At 48.8% G+C, this 18495-nt stretch carries 12 protein-coding genes; 7 read left to right on the top strand and 5 right to left on the bottom strand.

What is annotated here, in order from left to right; genetic code table 11:
- Positions 1 to 223 precede the first annotated feature (223 nt).
- A complete protein-coding gene (locus IDZ20_RS16525; protein ID WP_188151837.1) occupies positions 224 to 1771 on the bottom strand; it encodes a glycosyl hydrolase 53 family protein in 1548 nt (515 codons plus the stop codon).
- Between the two features lie 482 nt (positions 1772 to 2253).
- Here IDZ20_RS16525 and IDZ20_RS12890 point away from each other — a divergent pair, with 482 nt between their 5' ends.
- From IDZ20_RS12890 to IDZ20_RS12910, 5 genes are all read left to right on the top strand, one after another.
- On the top strand, positions 2254 to 5010 hold the full coding sequence (locus tag IDZ20_RS12890; protein WP_188151838.1) for a TonB-dependent receptor: 2757 nt from the start codon (positions 2254 to 2256) through the stop codon (positions 5008 to 5010).
- A gap of 254 nt (positions 5011 to 5264) precedes the next feature.
- Positions 5265 to 6551 carry a glycoside hydrolase family 53 protein gene (locus tag IDZ20_RS12895; protein WP_188151839.1) on the top strand — a complete coding sequence of 429 codons (1287 nt, stop codon included), beginning with the start codon at positions 5265 to 5267 and terminating at the stop codon, positions 6549 to 6551.
- Positions 6552 to 6579: 28 nt separating this feature from the next.
- On the top strand, positions 6580 to 9045 hold the full coding sequence (locus tag IDZ20_RS12900; protein WP_188151840.1) for a glycoside hydrolase family 2 TIM barrel-domain containing protein: 2466 nt from the start codon (positions 6580 to 6582) through the stop codon (positions 9043 to 9045).
- Between the two features lie 98 nt (positions 9046 to 9143).
- On the top strand, positions 9144 to 10604 hold the full coding sequence (locus tag IDZ20_RS12905) for an MFS transporter (RefSeq protein ID WP_188151841.1): 1461 nt from the start codon (positions 9144 to 9146) through the stop codon (positions 10602 to 10604).
- 24 nt (positions 10605 to 10628) lie between these two features.
- A complete protein-coding gene (locus tag IDZ20_RS12910) occupies positions 10629 to 11639 on the top strand; it encodes a LacI family DNA-binding transcriptional regulator (RefSeq protein WP_188151842.1) in 1011 nt (336 codons plus the stop codon).
- On the opposite strand, the gene IDZ20_RS12915 is transcribed toward IDZ20_RS12910, so the two are convergent.
- The 3 genes from IDZ20_RS12915 to grxD all read right to left on the bottom strand — a co-directional run bounded on the left by IDZ20_RS12915 (position 11622) and on the right by grxD (position 15133).
- The gene (locus tag IDZ20_RS12915) at positions 11622 to 13499 is read right to left on the bottom strand and encodes a putative bifunctional diguanylate cyclase/phosphodiesterase (protein WP_188151843.1); all 1878 of its coding nucleotides are present in this window, start codon (positions 13497 to 13499) and stop codon (positions 11622 to 11624) included. The two genes, IDZ20_RS12910 and IDZ20_RS12915, sit on opposite strands and share 18 nt — an antisense overlap.
- 1 nt (position 13500) lies before the next feature.
- Positions 13501 to 14646 carry an FIST signal transduction protein gene (locus IDZ20_RS12920; protein WP_188151844.1) on the bottom strand — a complete coding sequence of 382 codons (1146 nt, stop codon included), beginning with the start codon at positions 14644 to 14646 and terminating at the stop codon, positions 13501 to 13503.
- Between the two features lie 160 nt (positions 14647 to 14806).
- Positions 14807 to 15133: a Grx4 family monothiol glutaredoxin gene (gene grxD, locus IDZ20_RS12925; protein WP_281250575.1), complete on the bottom strand. Its 327-nt coding sequence runs from the start codon at positions 15131 to 15133 to the stop codon at positions 14807 to 14809.
- 365 nt (positions 15134 to 15498) lie between these two features.
- On the opposite strand from grxD, the gene IDZ20_RS12930 reads away from it, so the two are divergent.
- Together IDZ20_RS12930 and argF are read left to right on the top strand one after the other, a co-directional pair.
- Positions 15499 to 16665: an acetylornithine transaminase gene (locus IDZ20_RS12930; RefSeq protein ID WP_188151845.1), complete on the top strand. Its 1167-nt coding sequence runs from the start codon at positions 15499 to 15501 to the stop codon at positions 16663 to 16665.
- Between the two features lie 83 nt (positions 16666 to 16748).
- Positions 16749 to 17657 carry an ornithine carbamoyltransferase gene (gene argF / locus IDZ20_RS12935; protein WP_188151846.1) on the top strand — a complete coding sequence of 303 codons (909 nt, stop codon included), beginning with the start codon at positions 16749 to 16751 and terminating at the stop codon, positions 17655 to 17657.
- A 61-nt stretch (positions 17658 to 17718) separates the two neighbouring features.
- On the opposite strand, the gene IDZ20_RS12940 is transcribed toward argF, so the two are convergent.
- A complete protein-coding gene (locus IDZ20_RS12940) occupies positions 17719 to 18345 on the bottom strand; it encodes a hypothetical protein (RefSeq protein ID WP_188151847.1) in 627 nt (208 codons plus the stop codon).
- Positions 18346 to 18495: the final 150 nt, after the last annotated feature.

Raw genomic sequence — 18495 nt, forward strand, 5'->3', positions numbered from 1 at the left:
AAAACAATAGAGGCAGGCAAACTCTTTTGGGTAAGCGCGAGCGCTGTTAGCCGCGCATTATTCCACACAAGCGGAGAATTTACTCAACTTGAGAATCAATCTGGTTAACGTTTTCGAGGGATACCACGCGGTGCTGTGCCGCGTGGCGAACTCTGTCACAAAGTGAATGGCCAAGCGATTGCTTGGCCAAGGGTTGCAAAATATTGCTAAAGATGGACTACCGTTACTGTGAATTACAGGTTGATGGCGCGATACAACTACGATTGTTTTCCCAGCCCCAACCGCTCTGCGTGGTTTCACACATAGGGTATGAGGTACCGTACCAATTACAGGTTCCACCGCCACCCGACGAGCTGCTTGACGAACTACTTGAGCTAGAACTCGACGAACTGCTACTCGACGAACTGCTAGAAGAACTGCTCGAGCTTGAAGAGCTGGAGGAACTCGATGAGCTGGTTGATCCGCCAGTTGAAACGACACCGTAGGGAGCAGGCTGACCGTTACAGGTAGAACGACCAATACAGCTTTGCGAGTTTTCCCAGCCCCAACCGCTTGAACTGTTATTACACAAGGGATAATTGCGTCCGTACCAATTACAAGCTTCAGAGCCTCCAGCCCCAGAGGAACTGCTACTTGAAGAACTGCTACTTGAAGAACTGCTGGACGAAGACGAGCTAGAACTGCTGCTGGACGAAGAACTAGATGAACTTGAACTACTACTAGAACTACCGCCAGATCCACCCTCTAAAAACGCGTCCATTATAGTGGTAGGCCGACGGGTATTTGGGTTCCAAGCCCCCATAGAATAACCTTTCCAATCATAGGATTGCGGCTCCCAATAAAACACCCCAATACCGCGACCATTGTTAACCTGACGCACCTTGCTAATAACATCGGCGACTATGGCTTTGCCCTCGCTGTGATCCCAAGGTACACCCACCTCGGCAACCATAACCTCAGTGTTATAACGCGACACCATATCGTTCAAATTACTTAAGCAGCGACTATTGGCGGTACGCCAATCCATATTTTCAGCGTGCGTAGGGTAACTTGAAGCGCCGACGACATCCCAACTGGCGCCATTATCTCGTAGGCCGTCGAATATCCAGCGAAACAAGCCGTTGTCGTGACAGTTGGAAATGTGCACAACCACTTTAGCGCTGGGGAACACCTCTTTCACGGCATCGTAACCACTATTCACCAACCAGGCGAAGTTACGCATATTGGTAGAAGCGCGGCCGTCTTCCCACAACATACCGTTGTTGGTCTCATTACCTACTTGTACCCACTCAGGTGTGATCCCAGCGTTTTTCAATGCGGTTAGAGTGTCGTGAGTATGTTGCCAAACAGCCGTCATCAGCTCATCAAACGAATAATTACGCCACGCGCTCGGCTTGTTTTGCTGGCCAGGGTCGGCCCAGCTGTCGCTGTAGTGGAAGTCGATCAAAATCCGCATACCGGCAGCTTGAGCACGACGTGCCTTGGCAATGGTATCGGCAGTATTGTTCCAACCGCCGTTCGGATTAACCCAAACGCGCAAACGAATCGAGTCCATACCGTGATCTTTAAGAATACTGAAAAGATTCTGCTCGTTCCCTTGGTCGTTGTTAAAGCGATAGTTCGAGGCCTCCATTTCCGTTAGCCAGCTGATATCGGCACCCTTGGTAAATGCTGCTGCACCCACCGAGCCGAGTGTTAACAAGCCAAGCGCCAAGCCGGCTGCTATCCACCGAACGCCGGAAGACCTTATTGATGTATTTTTTCGGTTCATGATGAACACCTTTCGTGTCTGTAGAGATAAATACAGGTGCTGCCATAGGTGGTAACCAAGCAATAAGCTCAACACTCGTCACCACCCGCGATCCTGCGCGTTATTGTTATGTTGGTAGCATCTAGCGCGGTTTATACAGCCTTTAAGCGGCAATAAAAAAACCGACGAAAAATTCACGAGTAGACGCTATTTAGCGAGGGTTTACTAAAACAAGGAAAACGTTTACCCTACGCATTAGTTGGATTATAAGCATAAAACTAGCGCCTGTTAAGGTAAACGTATAAGTCGTACTGTGAAGGCGTTCAAAGGATTGCGGTTAAGCTCGGTTTTAACCTATCTAACTAGATACCAAGCCTAACTAAACCGTGCGCCATATTAGCCTGCAGTTACCGACACGGCAGCAGCAATCAATAGCGCAAACACGCCAGCAGTGGCTTCACCGCTGACTACAATAAATAGAATGAGAGCACGAGGGGGACCCCATGCATAAGAATAAACACATGACTTTCGCCAACACCCACGCCAGCCGATGCGTTTTGGTCGCTACCTTAGGCCTCTGCGGCGCGGCATTAAATGTTCACGCTCAGCAGGCCGACGCGCCGCAAGATTCATCGCCAGCGGTGGAAGAAGTTATCATTCAAGGCACCTACCAAAAAAGCCTGCGCTCAGCGCTCGAACTAAAGCGCAATTCCGATAGCGTGATAGAAGCCATTTCTGCAGAAGACATAGGCCAGCTGCCTGACACCTCGATAACCGAAAGCTTAGCCCGCCTCCCTGGCGTCGCCCAGGATCGCGATCGCGGTAACGGCAGCCAAATTTCAATTCGCGGCATGGGCGGCCAGCTGGGCTTAACCACCCTAAACGGTCGCGAAGTGGCGACCGTAGAAGAAGACCGCAACGTTCGCTACGACCAGTTCCCCGCCGAGCTGATTAACGCCGCGCAAGTCTATAAGACACCGCAGGCGAAGATGATTGAAGGCGGGCTTTCCGGCACGGTAAATCTCGAAACCATCGCCCCTCTTGACTACGACGAGCGACTTATCGCGGTTAATGTGCGCGCCTCGCTTTACGAACAAGGGCAAGATATAGACGATGCCTATAACAGCGGCTTGGGCCATCGCTTCAGCCTCGCCTACATCGATAAATTCGCTGACGACACCCTAGGCGTGGCCGTGGGAATCGCGGGCCAAAGTCAAGCCATCGCAACCCAGCGCGCCGAACTATGGAACTATGGCGACACCTGGCACAACACACAGTGGAACGATACCGAAGGTAAAAACTTTAACGCCCCTTGGGGCGGTGCCGCTTTAGTGCGCGGTGGTAAAGACTCGCGGATCGGCGCTATGGGCGTGATCGAATGGGAACCCAATGTCAACTTCAACTTAAACTACGACCTGTTCTATTCAAAGCTAGACATAGACGAAGAGCAGCGCGGCTTTGACTTCAATATCGACTCAACCTACGAGCGCCAGTGGCTTATCCAGAATTCAACAGCGACCGGTTTCAGTAACTCCGATGCCGATGCCGAGGATGTATTGGCCGCAAATGTGGGATTGAGCTCCCTGCGCAGCCTTAACGAACAATTCATTCAAACCGATGAGCTACTTAGCCAAGGCTTGACACTTGCGTGGACACTGGACCAGTGGACACTCGGCGCGGATCTATCTCACTCACAAACCAACCGCGACCGCCGCTGGCACTCGCTGCGCACCAGCAATAGCTCCAGCGATATGCGCGGAACCTTTGCCGGAAACAGCGATGACCGCATGACCTTTGCACTCGATGCAGGTATCGATCTCACTGACCCCAGCCAAAACGCGGTTGAATCCTTAACGGTTCAACCCTTGGCATCAGGCAAGGACACCATTACAGCTATAGACCTGAGTGGCACGCGCGAGTTTGACGATGGCTTTTTCACTTCGTTGGTGGTCGGTGCACGCCTATCCGATCGCGAAAAATCCCTCGACGCGCAAATTTGGGACCAACCAATATCACAAAACGCGGGCGAGCCCATTCCTGCCAACCTTGTTATCGATTCAGGTTCATCGAGCTATTGGTCTGATTTGCCGAGCTACATGACCCTCGACCGCGAAGCGGCAATTGCCTACTACTTTGGTTCAATTGCCAACCCCGCAGTTGGCGACAACGATGACCAGCTTGCCAGTTGGCGCGTAACCGAAAAAATTAATGCCGCCTATGCGCAATTAAATTTTCGCAGCAACTGGGGTTCCGTTCCAGTTAGCGGTAACATCGGTTTACGCGCAGTCGAAACCAAAACAGGCGCACACGGTAGTCAAGTGCTATCGACAAGTGTGTGGGTAGAACAGCCCGAAGGTTCCGGCACTTGGGTAGAAGTACCCGCCTCCGCCGAAGCTGTCGACTTCTCCCATAGCTATACCGATATTTTACCCAGCTTAAACGTCAGCTTTGAGCTAACCGACGCAACGATGGTGCGCTTCGCTCTGGCAAAAACCATTGCTCGTGCGCCACTCGACTTCCTCAGCCCTGCGGTCGACATAGGTCAGGATCAATGGGCGCCGAACCCCGGCGAATCCGGTTCTGGCAACCCAAAACTCGAACCCTTTCGAGCCAATCAATTAGATTTAACCTATGAGTGGTATTTCGGCGAGAGTAATTCACTTGCCGCAACCCTCTACTACAAAGACATGGATACCTACATCGCGCGCCAAGCTGGTGCCGAAACCATCACCGTAGACGGCACAGACTACAGCTTATCAATGCCGGTTAACGGCGAAGGTGGCTATATTCGCGGCTACGAGTTGCTATATCAGCAATCGTTTGATTTTCTACCAGGGGAATTCCTAAAAGGCTTAGGCGTATACGCCAACTACGCCTATGCAGAATCGGATATTCGCCAAGGCACACCGCTTAACGCCGAACCTTTTGGCTTAACCGGTTTATCAAAGCATGTAGGTACCGCAACCTTGTGGCACTATATGAATGGGTTTGAAAGCCGGCTTTCGTATAATTACCGCAGCGATTTCCAGCGTGATATCAACCGCGTAATGGGTGAGGAAGGGGTAAACTCGGCCGAGGGCTATTTTGATCTTAGCCTCTCTTATGAGATCGACGAGTCCCTAAAAGTGATGCTGCAAGTTGGCAACTTAACCAACGAGCCCTATCGCGTTTACGGTCTTGAGTCGAACAATGCTTCGCACATTAACAAGTACGAAGAATTCGGCCAACGCTACAGCCTAGGCTTTAGCTGGAAGCTTTAATGCCGTTAACGAATTACTTAGTATGCTATTAACTTATTTCAGCAGGCTGTCGATTACATTAGCCATAACAGCAGCGATCACCTTATCGCTCTAGATTTTAGCTAAAGAAGTAATCGATTTATCGGCCGGGAAACCGGCCGATTTTTTTGATGACGCCAGACTCAAAAAGTTATCCCGACAGCAACTATAGTCAACCGCTGTTATGTCCAACTGCGTTGTGCTAAGACGATGTAAAACCAACATGAAACACGACTATGACTACTTACAACAAATGTAAACTCAACACAGTATTGTTAAATTTAACTAGGCCGTTAATCGTCGCTAGCGCCTTATCTATTTTACTGAGCGCTTGCGGTGCGGGCGGCACACGTCAGCAAGATGCTAACGCTAATAGCCCCAACACAAACGTTGAAAATACAAACACCAACAACGCCGGAACTGAAACAACACAAATTAGTATTCCAACAGACAAGCCCTTTTATCTAGGTGCAGATTTGTCTTATGTAAACGAAATGGAAGATTGTGGCGCGAGCTATCAATATCAAGGTGAAGCCATCGACCCCTACCTGCTGTTTGCACAAGCAGGCGCTAATATCGTTCGCGTAAGATTGTGGCATACACCGGCTTGGACAAATTACTCAACCTTGGCCGATGTTACTCGCACGATTCAACGTGCCCATGCCGCCGGCATGCAAGTTCTACTGGACATCCACTACTCCGACACTTGGGCAGACCCAGAGAAACAAATAATTCCAGCCGCGTGGGAACATTTATACAACGACACCGACGCACTTGCCGCAGAGGTGTACCAATACACCTACGACACCCTACAAAGCTTGCAAGCAAGTGACAGCCTGCCGCAAATGGTACAGGTAGGAAACGAAATCAATCGCGAAGTTATGCAGCTGCCCAACAATAACAGCAATGAAAATAATGACACTAGCGAGCCAATCAACTGGGCCCGTAACGCCACTTTAATAAACAGCGGCTTGCGCGCTGTAAGCGACTACAATCGCAACCACAATACAGTGCTTAACCGCGTGCTACATATTGCCCAGCCAGAAAATGCCTTATTATGGTTCGATGCCGCATTTGCCGCGGGCGTTACTGAATTCGACACCATCGGTTTAAGTTACTACGCCCAGTGGTCCAGCTATCCAATAGAACAAGTTTCCAATGCAATAGCCACACTGCGTTCAAAATTCAGCAAACCCGTAGTCGTTGTTGAAACCGCCTACCCTTGGACACTCAATAATTTTGACGACGCGAATAACGTGCTCGCCGAAAATGCATTAGTCGACGGCTATTCCGCCACGCCGGAACATCAAAAAAAATACCTGTTCGACCTACTCAGCGAAATTGTTGACGGTGACGGTAGCGGGTTAATTTATTGGGAACCCGCATGGGTTAGCACGCAGTGCAAAACTCAGTGGGGAACCGGTAGCCACTGGGAAAATGCCAGTTTCTTTGATGCCAATAACAACAATGAAGCACTGCCCGCGTTCGATATTTTTTCGATAATACGCAGCGCTCAACAATAAATTTTGACCTTAGCGAAAACTTTATAATATGACTATTTTTAAAACTGCTTACCGCCCGCTGTTCCCCCTACTAGCATTACCTTTGATTACGCTATCACTAACGCTATCCGGCTGTGGTCAGTCGGAGCACAGCGCAGGGAATACGAAAACCGACATTAGCATCAACAGTCAGAATAATGCGGCGAATATAGATGAAAGCAATTACATTGCTCGCCAGAATTTCAATAGCGGCTGGAACTTCTTTAAAAGTTCAAGTGCTGCCACACTAGAAGATGCACTCAACCAACAGGAATGGCAGCCCGTAAACCTTCCGCACAGTGCCAATATCGAACCGCGCATTGTTAACGATCAATGGCAAGGCGATGCCTGGTACAAAAAAACTATTAGTTTCAACCCGAACGCAGAAAACTGGAAAGGCAAGCGTATTATTCTCGACTTTGAAGGCGCAATGACCATTGCTGACGTTTGGCTAAACGGTAAGAAAATTACCCACCATAAAGGCGGATACCTACCCTTTTCGGTTGACCTTAGCGAGCACTTAACAAGCGGCGACAACACCCTGTATGTGCAGATCGACAATCGCGACAACCAAATTACCGGGCCTAAGCCACTAGCTCAGCTCGACTTTAATATGTACGGCGGCCTCTATCGCAATGTTTGGCTACGGCTCGAAAACCCTATTCACATTAGCGACCCAGTTGCCGCCCAAACAGTCGCCGGCGGCGGAATTTTTGTTCGCTACAACAAAGTAAGTAACGCACTCGCTGAACTAGACGTTCAAACACACCTTCGCCTGCACTCGGAAAACCAACAACTAACGACCGGGCAATCAATAACCGTTGAACAGCGCTTGACCTACAAAGGGTTAGAAATTACTGCGAATAAACAACAACTCAATATTAGCGCGGCAATGCTAGACAATGGCCAACTGACCCTAAGCCAAACGCTTACAGTAGAACAGCCACAACTTTGGTCCCCGTCTACGCCCAACTTGTATCAATTGCACACACGAGTGTTGGCCGGTCAAGACGTCAGTGATATCGAAACAACCGAAATTGGTATACGTGAATTTAAACTGGTTGATGGCAAACTTTACATCAATGGTAAACAGCAGTTTTTACGCGGCGTAAACCGTCACCAAGAATACCCTTACCTCGGCTACGCCATGTCCGACGCCGCACAATTTCGCGACGCCGAAAAAATAAAAGCGGCGGGTTTCGATTACGTTCGCCTATCTCACTACCCGCATTCAAAAGCCTTTATGCAAGCCGCAGACCGCCTCGGCTTGGTATTAATTGATGCGATTTTGGGCTGGCAATATGTCAATCCCGATCCAGCCTTTAGCGCACACGCGGTACAAACCTGTCGCGACTTAATTCGCCGCGATCGCAATCATGCCTCGGTTCTCGCCTGGGAGTGCTCACTGAACGAATCGGCAATGGATGCCGAACTCGTTGCACAATTACATAACGCGGTACACCAAGAACTCCCCGGCACACAAACGTTTTCCGCTGGCTGGCAAGAGCCAGGGTTTGATATCTATCTGCAAGCGCGACAACACCGTCTAGGCCACGAGCTAAAATCAACACTCCCCTACGTGGTTTCAGAATATGGCGACTGGGAATACTACGCAATGAATGCCGGCTTAAATCAAGACAGCTGGGGCGATTTGCTGCAGGAAGAACGCTCTAGCCGGCAGCTATTAGGTGCAGGCGATAAACGCCTGCAACAACAAGCCGCCAATATCAGCGAAGCCCACAACGACAATTTCAACACCCCCGCATTTGCCGATGGCTACTGGGTAATGTTCGACTACAATCGTGGCTACGCCGATGACTTAGAAGCCTCTGGCATTATGAGTATCGAACGACTGCCAAAATTTAGTTACTACTTTTTCCAGAGCCAACGTGACGGCAGCGATTTTAGCGGCCCTATCGGGCCCGGCTATATGGCATACATCGCCAGCCACTGGACGCCGCAATCGGCAACCCGTTTCAAGGTGTACAGCAATGCCGATAAGATTGAGCTCTATCTAAATGGCGAGCCGATAGCCACGGCAGAACCAGATCGCAAAAGCTATCCAAATCTAGCCCACGCTCCGTTTAGTTTTGATCTGGACGCCTTCACCCCAGGAACGTTAGAAGCACGTGCGCTGGTCAAGGGGGTCGAAGTCGCACGCCACAGCGTTTCTACCCCAAAGCCAGCGGTTGCCATTAAGGTGTATAGTGAACACAGCTCACTGGCAGCGCAGCCGAACGATACCCTTTTTGTGTATGCAGAACTGATCGACAAACAGGGCGAAAACAGCCACGAGAGCAATCGTAAAGTTGAGTTTAAACTAAGTGGCGATGCGGAATTAATATCTCCAGAGACAATAGCAAGCGAAGATGGTATTGCCACAGCATTAGTGCGACTCGGAAAAAACCTAGGCTCGATTAAAATCGAAGCCATCGATTTGGACTCCGGCGCCCGCGGCCAACTACAGTTCGATTAATGACGTGATACTTATATGGGCTTGAAAAAAAGCCTCAGGAAACTACGTCTCAAGAAACTAAGCCTCAAAAAACTAAGCCTCGGCAAATTTAAAAACCTATGTCGCCAATAAAAACAACTCGTGATCACCGGCGACACAGCAACAATCTGCCTAGAGTTGCACTAGGCCTAGGTTACTTTAGTGTATTTTTTGCGGGGCAAGGCATTCCCATTCTCGCCGTGCCCTACTACCAAATGACCCTCGGAGTTGATCCGTTTTGGTTGAGCGTCGCCATGGCGCTACCAATTCTTATTGGCGCTCTGTTTGCGCCTTTGGCGGGCTACCTATCTGACCACACCCATTCACGCTGGGGCCCTAGGCGCCCTTATATTTTTTGCGCCGCAGCTGCCTTAGGGCTTAGTTACAGCTCAATATGGATGGTGCCGGTCAACTGGAACGGTGTTGCACAACTGGCTTATTTTTCCGGCGGTGCCATGCTGTTTTATATCGCCAATGCATTTTACACAGTCCCTCTCACCGGCCTTACCTATGAGATGTCGGACAACTCAGATAAACGCACCGAGCTAATGGCGTTTACGGCTTATTTTCTAAAATTCGGCTCGCTGATTTATCAATGGGTTTTTCCGCTAGCGCAACTTAGTATTTTCACTAGCCTTACTCAGGGTGTGCGCTGGGTTGGCGGGCTGCTCGGCTTGGCTGTGTTTTTCTTAATCGGGATAATTCCGGCGCTGGTTGTACGTGTTCCCTTGATAACTAAGGCCCTAACACAAGAAGGATCCAGCGCGTACAAAACGTCGCAGGCCTTATACCACCAACCGCTCAAACACCGTCTGCAAGCGAGCTTAACTGCTGTAGCCCAACAACCGGCAATTAAACTATTGATTGCACTTATCATTTTACAAATGGGTGGCGCAGCTTACGCCGCTAGCATGGACTACTACCTGCTGGTCTATTTTGTATTCGATAGTAATCTAGCCGAGGCGGCCGCAGCCAAAGCCGTGCTCTCCACCGCCTATGCATTGATGAGCATAATTTACCTTCCAATCATCAGTTATGCCGCCAAAAAGTGGGGCAAGCTAACAACACTGAAAGCGGTATACCTGTTAACTATGTTAGGTGCGCTGGCAAAATGGTTTATATTTACCCCCGGCGCGGGTTACAGCATTGTCGTCGATGCTGTTTTTTGCAGTGCAATCTGGTCGGCTATGGTAGTGCTAGTACCGGCTATGATGGCTGATATCAGTGCGAAACATACCGCAACACATCAACAAAACCGCGCCGGCTTATTCGCATCAGTACACAATTGGACCCTCAGTATTAGCAGCCTAGCGGCGCTATTATTGGCAGGAATAAGTTTAAAGCTCATGGCATTCGATGCCTTGCTTACAGAACCGCAACCAGCAACAACATTGTTGCAAATGCGTATTATTTTAGTGGTAGGTACATTTGTATTTAGTGCGCTGCCTTGGCTTCTGTTAGTGTATTACCAACGCCACCGAGCAATGGTTACACAAATCTGGGAGCCTGGCTCAACAACCTGTGTTAACGCTAATTTTTAGCCCTACAGTGAAATTTTCTTAGTTATGGTAACAATTAAAGATGTCGCCCGCGTTGCTGGCGTCTCCACAGCAACAGTCTCCCGCGTTGTTCACGACGGCGGCCAAGTTGGTGACGCCTGCCGTGCGCGGGTTAAAAAAGTAATTACCGAACTCGGTTACCGCCCCAATAGCAATGCGCGCGCGCTGGTTAGCAAGAGTAGTGAAACCATCGGAGTTGTCACACCAAAGCTGTCGATGACATTTTTCGGCTGTTTAGCTGCCGGAGCCGAAACCACCGCGCGCGCAAAAAACTTTAAACTCCTAATGAGCAACTCCTTGTACGAAACGCAATCCGAACTGGACGCTATCTACTCGCTACGCGAGCACAGCTGCGATGCTATTGTTTTGCATAGCGAATATTCCGACGAAGAGACACTTATTAAATTAGCGAAAGATATTCCCGGCCTCGTTATTATCAACCGATTTATACCGCAATTGGCAAATCGTTGCGTGTGGCTGGACAACGAAGCCGGGGCACGGAAAATTACCGAATATCTACTCAGTCACGGCCATAAGGATATAGCCGTGGTCACCAGCATCTACGCCAACAACGACCCCGCCACACGCTTAAACGGCGTAACCAAAGCCTTAGCGGAAGCAGGTTTAGAGCTCGCCAAACACAATATCGAATCGGCCACCGCTAATATGCGCGGCGGCGAAGATGCCGTAAAAGCATTGCTGGAAAAGGGTTGTAAATTTACCGCTCTGATTGCCTATAACGATTTAATGGCAGTAGGAGCGATGAACGCCCTACAAGACGCTGGAATAGATGTGCCTGGAGAGGTATCTGTGGTTGGTTTCGATAATCTATATGTAAGTAAAGCCTGTCGTCCCAACTTAACAACAATGGAATACCCAATTGAAGAAATGGCAAGTTACGCAGCTAATCTAGCGATAGAATTAAGTCAAGGCGGAAACCAAACGGCAACCAAAACACACTTATTCGTACCCTCGCTTGTCGAACGACAATCCGTAGCACTAGCGCGATCCACTTAAATTAGGTATGGCGCTAACTGCGCCTGATCCATTTTCCAATAACGTTACAAAATCTTGGTGAGCCAACGGACGGCTAAATAAGTACCCCTGAAATAACATACAACCAGCTTGCACTAACGCCCGTTTTTCTTCTTCTGTCTCGACACCTTCGGCAACTATCGAAATACCCAAGCTTTGCCCTAGTGCAATAATGGTTTCCACTACCGCACGGTTACCTGCGTCACTATGTAAATCTCGTACGAACACTTGATCTATTTTTAACGAATCAACCGGAAAGCGGCTCAAATATGCCAGTGATGAATAACCGGTACCGAAATCATCAATAGAGATATGAATTCCCAAAGCTGACAGCCGTGCAATTTTAGTCACCATATCCTCGGTGTTTTTAATTAACGCACTCTCGGTTAATTCTATTCCCAGCAAGTTCGCCGACACCCCAGTGGCATTGATAATGCCAATCACCTCCTCGACAAAACGAGGCTGATTAAACTGTACGGCACTTACATTAACCGACAGTTTCTCAAAGTCATTATCAATAATTCCGCGCACTTCCATTTCACGCAAATGATTACAGGCTTCCGTTAAAATCCAGAAACCTAACTCTAAAATCAACCCGGTTTCTTCTGCAACGAGAATAAACACTGCTGGCGAACAGTCTGCGTGATACCAGCGAACCAGTACTTCGGCACCTACGCATGTACCCGCGTCTGTATATTGTGGTTGATAGACTAGATAAAACTGGTCACAACGCTTCACGTCAACCTGCAACTGCTTTTCTATCTCCAGGCGTCGTTCTAATTCTTCCGACATACTGCGATCATAAATAACAAATTGATTAGGGCCGCGAGATTTTGCAATATACATCGCCGCATCCGCATTGCGCAAAACGGCATCGGCATCCATAGCGACCTGAGGATAAAATTCAACACCGATGCTTGGAGTTATCTGCAAAAGGTGCTCATTTGCTTTGATAGGCAAAATAAAGACTTGCTGAACTTGCTGCAATATCTTCCGCAGGCACACTTTGGCGTCCGCATCGCTACAGCGCTCTGGCGTTAAAATAACGACAAATTCATCACCACTTAAACGCCCAACAAAATGCTTACGGCCAACCACAGACACCAGCGCGTTCGCTACTGCACATAAAAGTGCATCACCAACGGCATGACCAAGCGTATCGTTGACTGACTTAAAACGATCCAAATCGACAAAAAGTACCGCCCCCATCTTTTCAGTAGCCGCAGCATGGTCAATAGCCGTTTGCAGGTGTTTGAGCAGCAAACGGCGATTAGGCAACTGGGTGAGCTCATCGTGATTTAGTTGGAAACGTATTTGCTGTTCCGCTTTATCCCGCGCAGCTATAGCTTGAAGGAGTTGTTCGTGCTCAATTGAGGCCTGACAACTGACCGTTAATCGTTGAACGATGGGGACTAACAAATTCAAAATAGTCTGATCAAGCGGTTGCTGCATTCGATGTAATGAAAGTAAGCCAAAATCGCCTAAATTAAAAAAATACACGTACTCAGAATCAGTATTCGCTGAGGGGGTACGCTGGTGTACGCTATAACTGGAATTTGCAGCGCGCAACTTACTAAACGTATCGTTAATGATGCTTTGATCTAAACCGAACTCAGTAACAGGTAAATTTAAGAAAGATGTCAGCAGCTCATCATCGGCCTGTACCGACAAGTTTACCGTCTGACGTTCGCTGCTATAAAAGTACGCGTGTATTTCCGCTAAACCTAAACGCCGCATACACACTCTAGAAAAGTGTTTTAACATTGGCCGCAACAGCAAGTTCAACCCTATCGCCATACCTAATTCATGCTGAATAGAAATTAGCTGCAGAGTATTTTTCATGTTAAAACACCGCGATAACCGTAGATTTATTTAGAAGATGTATCGCGCCATTACGGCTCGTGCTTATCTCGCCAATCGTAAGCGCTCCAAACGCTATGCTTTCAGGATCTAGCTGCGCAATAATAGCTTCCAACTCCTCATGAAAACTCTCCCCCATAAACAAACAACGGCTAATACAATCAAAAATAACTGTCGTAACATTGGCCGAATCATTGCGATTGTCCTTGCGGCAAGAATTGATCGCATAGGCAGCCGCATCGGCAGCAGAATTAACCAGTCGCTGACGATCACTTTCGAGAATATAAACCGTCGTATTTTGAGGGATTTCACCAACGCAGATAAGATTGTTTCCTTCTGCTCGCAACGGGTCTCGCACCACAATATCGCCATCAGGCCCTAAAATACCCAACGGATAATTTTTAGCAATTTCAAAAAAATCCTGCTCCGCAAACCGTAATGTTGAATGGCGTTCAACTTCTGCGCGATAGACTTCATAGGCCGGCACGTAATTTAAGGTACTCAGGATGTTCGCAGTTGAACCTGTAACAAGGTAGGGGCCATCGAGGATTTCCCAGCCATGGCGAACGCCCGCTGAGTGCCGAATGTCAAAAGCGGCCAATACCGCAGCGTCAGCGATAAGACCTCTATTACTAAACAGTGCTGGCTGGCGCTCAAAACTTAGCGAGCCACACCCCCCACCAAACATCGCCGTTCCACGACCTAAATTGTCGTAGAGGCACTCGGTTAGCAATTCAATATTATTGGCTAAGCCGTCAATTAAGGTGATGATTGTTTTCGCGTTTGACAGTTCTGATTCCGCCGACAGCAAACATCTCTCAACCGTTGCGCTATTCAGAGTAGAAAGAGAATCGAGAATAACAACATCGCAGGAAAACGCCAAACCCAAAACTAGCGTACCTTGGGAACGGCACTCACCGGCAACGATTATTCTTGGGAAAATACCGCCGAACAGCGGAACTTTAACGGCTTGTAAAACTGGATCAACTCGGTCTTTATCCCAGCCGTCAGCATCTGTAGCGAGGATGAAAATACTTTGTGCAGATGCCGCTAAGCAATGTTGAATGGCGGCCTCCAAAGACACCGCCGTAGGTGTTTCGCATTCTTTAGACGCCAAGACCAGTTGCATGGGCACTCTCCCTGAGGCCGCTAAAAAATACAGCGGGGACCACGTCAGATTTACCTTGTTAGCCGAGAATCGAGCTGTCACACCGCTGGCAGAGGCTTTCCTGCCGCTGGGCCAAGCAGCCCTTCACGATCCCCGTTTTGGTGCAAGTATGGACTAGGTTTTAACCATTTGCACTGTCATCAATGGTGTCTACGAGCGTCTTCAACTCGCCTTTCTCGCTCATATCCATAATGATGTCGCAACCACCGACCAATTCGCCGTTAACCCAAAGCTGCGGGAATGTTGGCCAGTTAGCGTAAACAGGAAGGTTCTGACGAATTTCTGGGTTAGATAAAACATCAACGTAAGCAAAACGCTTTCCACAAGCCATCAACGCTTGTGACGCCTTCATGGAAAAACCACACTGCGGGGCACTGGGTGAGCCTTTCATAAAAAGGATGATCGCGTTCTGCTCGATTTGCTGCTTAATGGTGTCCATGATATCCACAGTGATAAAACCTCGTACTGTTGAGTGTTAAAAGTAAAATATTAAAAGCTACACATTATAAGTGCTGCGACTACTGTCCAATACTTAAGCTGCCTAGCTAAACCTGAGCTTATTAGTCAGGTATTGCCGGCCATTGTAACGATTTCCGATTCTACTGCCTACAACAACCTACCCAAGGCGCTGACCGCACCAGCAAAGGTAGAAATTTCGAACGGTTTTAGGCGTACAGATTAGCTACCCTAATTTTCACTCAGTAGTCCCCAAAATGGTGCGACTGCAAGCATTTTACAAACCAGATGTTTGTTTATAGAATGACCGCCTTGTACAGGCAGCTATCGCTGCCTGTTTTGTTTTTGGAGCACTGAATGACCGTGTCGGCACTTATGAATACTTATGGAGAAAGAACTACCACGCTTACAAAAGGCGACGGCGCCTATGTGTGGGACAGCGAAGGTAAGCGCTACCTCGACGCACTCTCGGGTATCGCCGTGTGCGGGTTAGGTTACAACCATCCTGCCGTAACTCGCGCTATTTGCGAGCAGGCCGAAAAGTTAATTCACTGCTCTAACCTTTACCTTATCGAGCCCCAACAGGCACTCGGCGCCCTGCTGGTAAAACTCTCGGGAATGGATAAAGTATTCTTCTCTAATTCCGGTGCAGAAGCCAACGAGGCCGCGCTAAAAATTGCGCGCAAGTACGGCCAGAGCAAAGGTATCAGCAATCCGGAAGTGATCACTACGGTGAGCAGCTTTCACGGTCGCACCATGGCAACCCTATCTGCCACGGGCAATGACAAGGTAAAAGCAGGTTTTGAGCCTTTAGTAGAAGGGTTTACTCACGTTACCTATAACGATCTTGAGGCTATTCGCAAAGCGAGTACCGCCAACACCGTCGCTGTTATGGTGGAACCAATACAGGGCGAAGGCGGAGTGAATGTGCCAGCCAGCGATTACCTCAACCAACTGCGCGCACTTTGCGACGAAAAGGGTTGGCTGCTAATTTTGGATGAAATCCAAACCGGGAACGGCCGTACTGGGAAATTTTTTGCCTACCAACACAACGGCATTTTGCCCGACGTGGTCACTACGGCGAAGGGGCTTGGCAATGGTGTACCTATCGGTGCCTGCCTCGCTCAGGGCCAAGCTGCCGAGGTATTACAGCCTGGCAATCACGGTTCAACCTACGGTGGCAATCCGCTAGTGTGTAACGCGGCCTTAGCGGCAACCCAAGCACTAATAGACGAGCAACTCATTGAGCGCGCTGCGAGTCTTGGCAACTCAATGCTCGAAGCTTTCAAAACAGCCCTAACCAATACAGCGATCGTCAAAGATATTCGCGGCAAAGGCCTGATGATTGGGATCGAGCTAAGTAAGCCCTGCGGCGAACTGGTAGCTGCAGCGAAAGAGAAAAACCTACTTATCAATGTCACCGCCGGCAATACGGTTCGATTGTTACCTCCGCTGATTATCAGCGATGCGCAGGCTAGCGAAATCGTCTCCACCGTAGTCGATTTAATTCTAGAATTGCAGTAATTCAACAACCGTAATTACAAGGGCTAGCGCAACTAAACGCGCCTAGCCCCACTACTGCTATTCCAACAAGCGAAGTAAAACCTATGGCACTACGACACTTTCTAACACTGCTAGACCTATCCCCGTCAGAGCTTAAAGATATTATTGACGACGCCATTAAACAAAAGGCGGCACTGACAACGCGCACGAGCTACGAACCATTTCGCAATCGCGTCTTAGGGATGATTTTCGAGAAATCGTCAACTCGAACACGAGTGTCATTTGAAGCAGGAATGTCGCAACTTGGCGGTAGTGCAATCTTTTTATCGCCCCGCGATACACAACTGGGACGCGGTGAACCGATTGAAGATTCCGCCCGCGTGCTATCGCGAATGGTCGATATGATTATGATCCGCACCTTTGAGCACGAAAAAATCGAGCGCTTTGCAGCCTACTCGAAAGTGCCGGTAATTAACGCGCTTACCGACAGCTATCACCCCTGCCAGCTACTCGCAGACATTCAAACCTATGTCGAACATCGCGGTAGCCCACAGGGGAAAACCGTCACCTGGATCGGTGACGGCAACAACATGTGTCACTCCTACATCAATGCGGCGCGCTTGTGTGATTTTGAACTTCGCATTGCCTGCCCAGAAGGCTTTGACCCAGATCCAGCACTTGTCGCCGCCAACAAAGACCGTATTCAGATCTTCCGCAGCCCAAAAGAGGCCGTCAAAGGCTCCGACTGGGTGGTTACAGACGTATGGGCCAGCATGGGCCAAGAAGACGAGCAGAGAGAGCGTGAGGCTCGCTTTAACGGCTATCAGGTGAATCATGAGCTGATGAGTAATGCGCACTCCGACGCCGTGTTTATGCACTGCTTACCTGCGCATCGAGGAGAAGAAGTCAGTCACGAGCTAATGGAAGATGAAAAAGTTGCCGTGGTCTGGGACGAAGCCGAAAACCGACTACATGCACAAAAAGCATTGATGGTATTTTTAGCCAATCAGTAACGGCTATTAGATCCACAAAAAAAGGGGCTTAGCCCCTTTTTTTGTTATAACCTGTTATCGGTTATTCAAACCAAACCTCTTGCCACTGATATTCACAGGTTTCGAAGTAGAGATCGCAAAGCTGCACCCCCACATACAGCTTTTCCGGCACGCGTAACATTAGGTCACTAATACTTACTACGCCCACCTCATCACCGCTGTCGCATAGCACCGTAAAGCCCGGCGTATATTGGCAAAAGAACACGCCGTCTTCATCACAAGCCAAGTCCAAGCCACAAAGCTGATCATCGACAAACAACGCCCCATCAAAACTGGGGCGATCATTAATATAAAGTTCAGCCCAGTAATCATCCCACGCCTCTGCACGCCAAAATAGCTCGAACAGACCATCATCGATGTAAGGGTCAATACTCAAATGCTGAATTGGCGTATCTGCAGAACTGTCACCGTAACTATCAATCAATTCTACGGATAACAACTCGGGGGCAAACGGATCATCCCAGCCATCGGCTGCATGGTAACTGCTATCAGTTTCGTAGTAACTGGTATCGTAATGGTCGTCGTGATATCCAGCCTGAATACCGACTTGCGCCTCGCCACAACCAGCCACAAATAAAGTGGTCATAGCGACTAATGCGAGCCGAGCGAGGGATAGGTTGTTGCGAAAAAATACAAATTGCTGATTCATTGTTCTGCCTCCGTTTTTTTAGCTTGAGGAGATAGTGCTCCACAACGCCTGAACAGCATCTGAATGGAAAATTGCAATCAGACCACGTCTCCAACAAAGGCTATAAAAGGTTACCAATTTAAGTTAAAAATATTATATCTATGTGAATTA

Origin of the sequence: Teredinibacter waterburyi (genome assembly GCF_001922985.1) — a bacterium.
In the GTDB taxonomy this organism is placed as follows: domain Bacteria; phylum Pseudomonadota; class Gammaproteobacteria; order Pseudomonadales; family Cellvibrionaceae; genus Teredinibacter; species Teredinibacter waterburyi.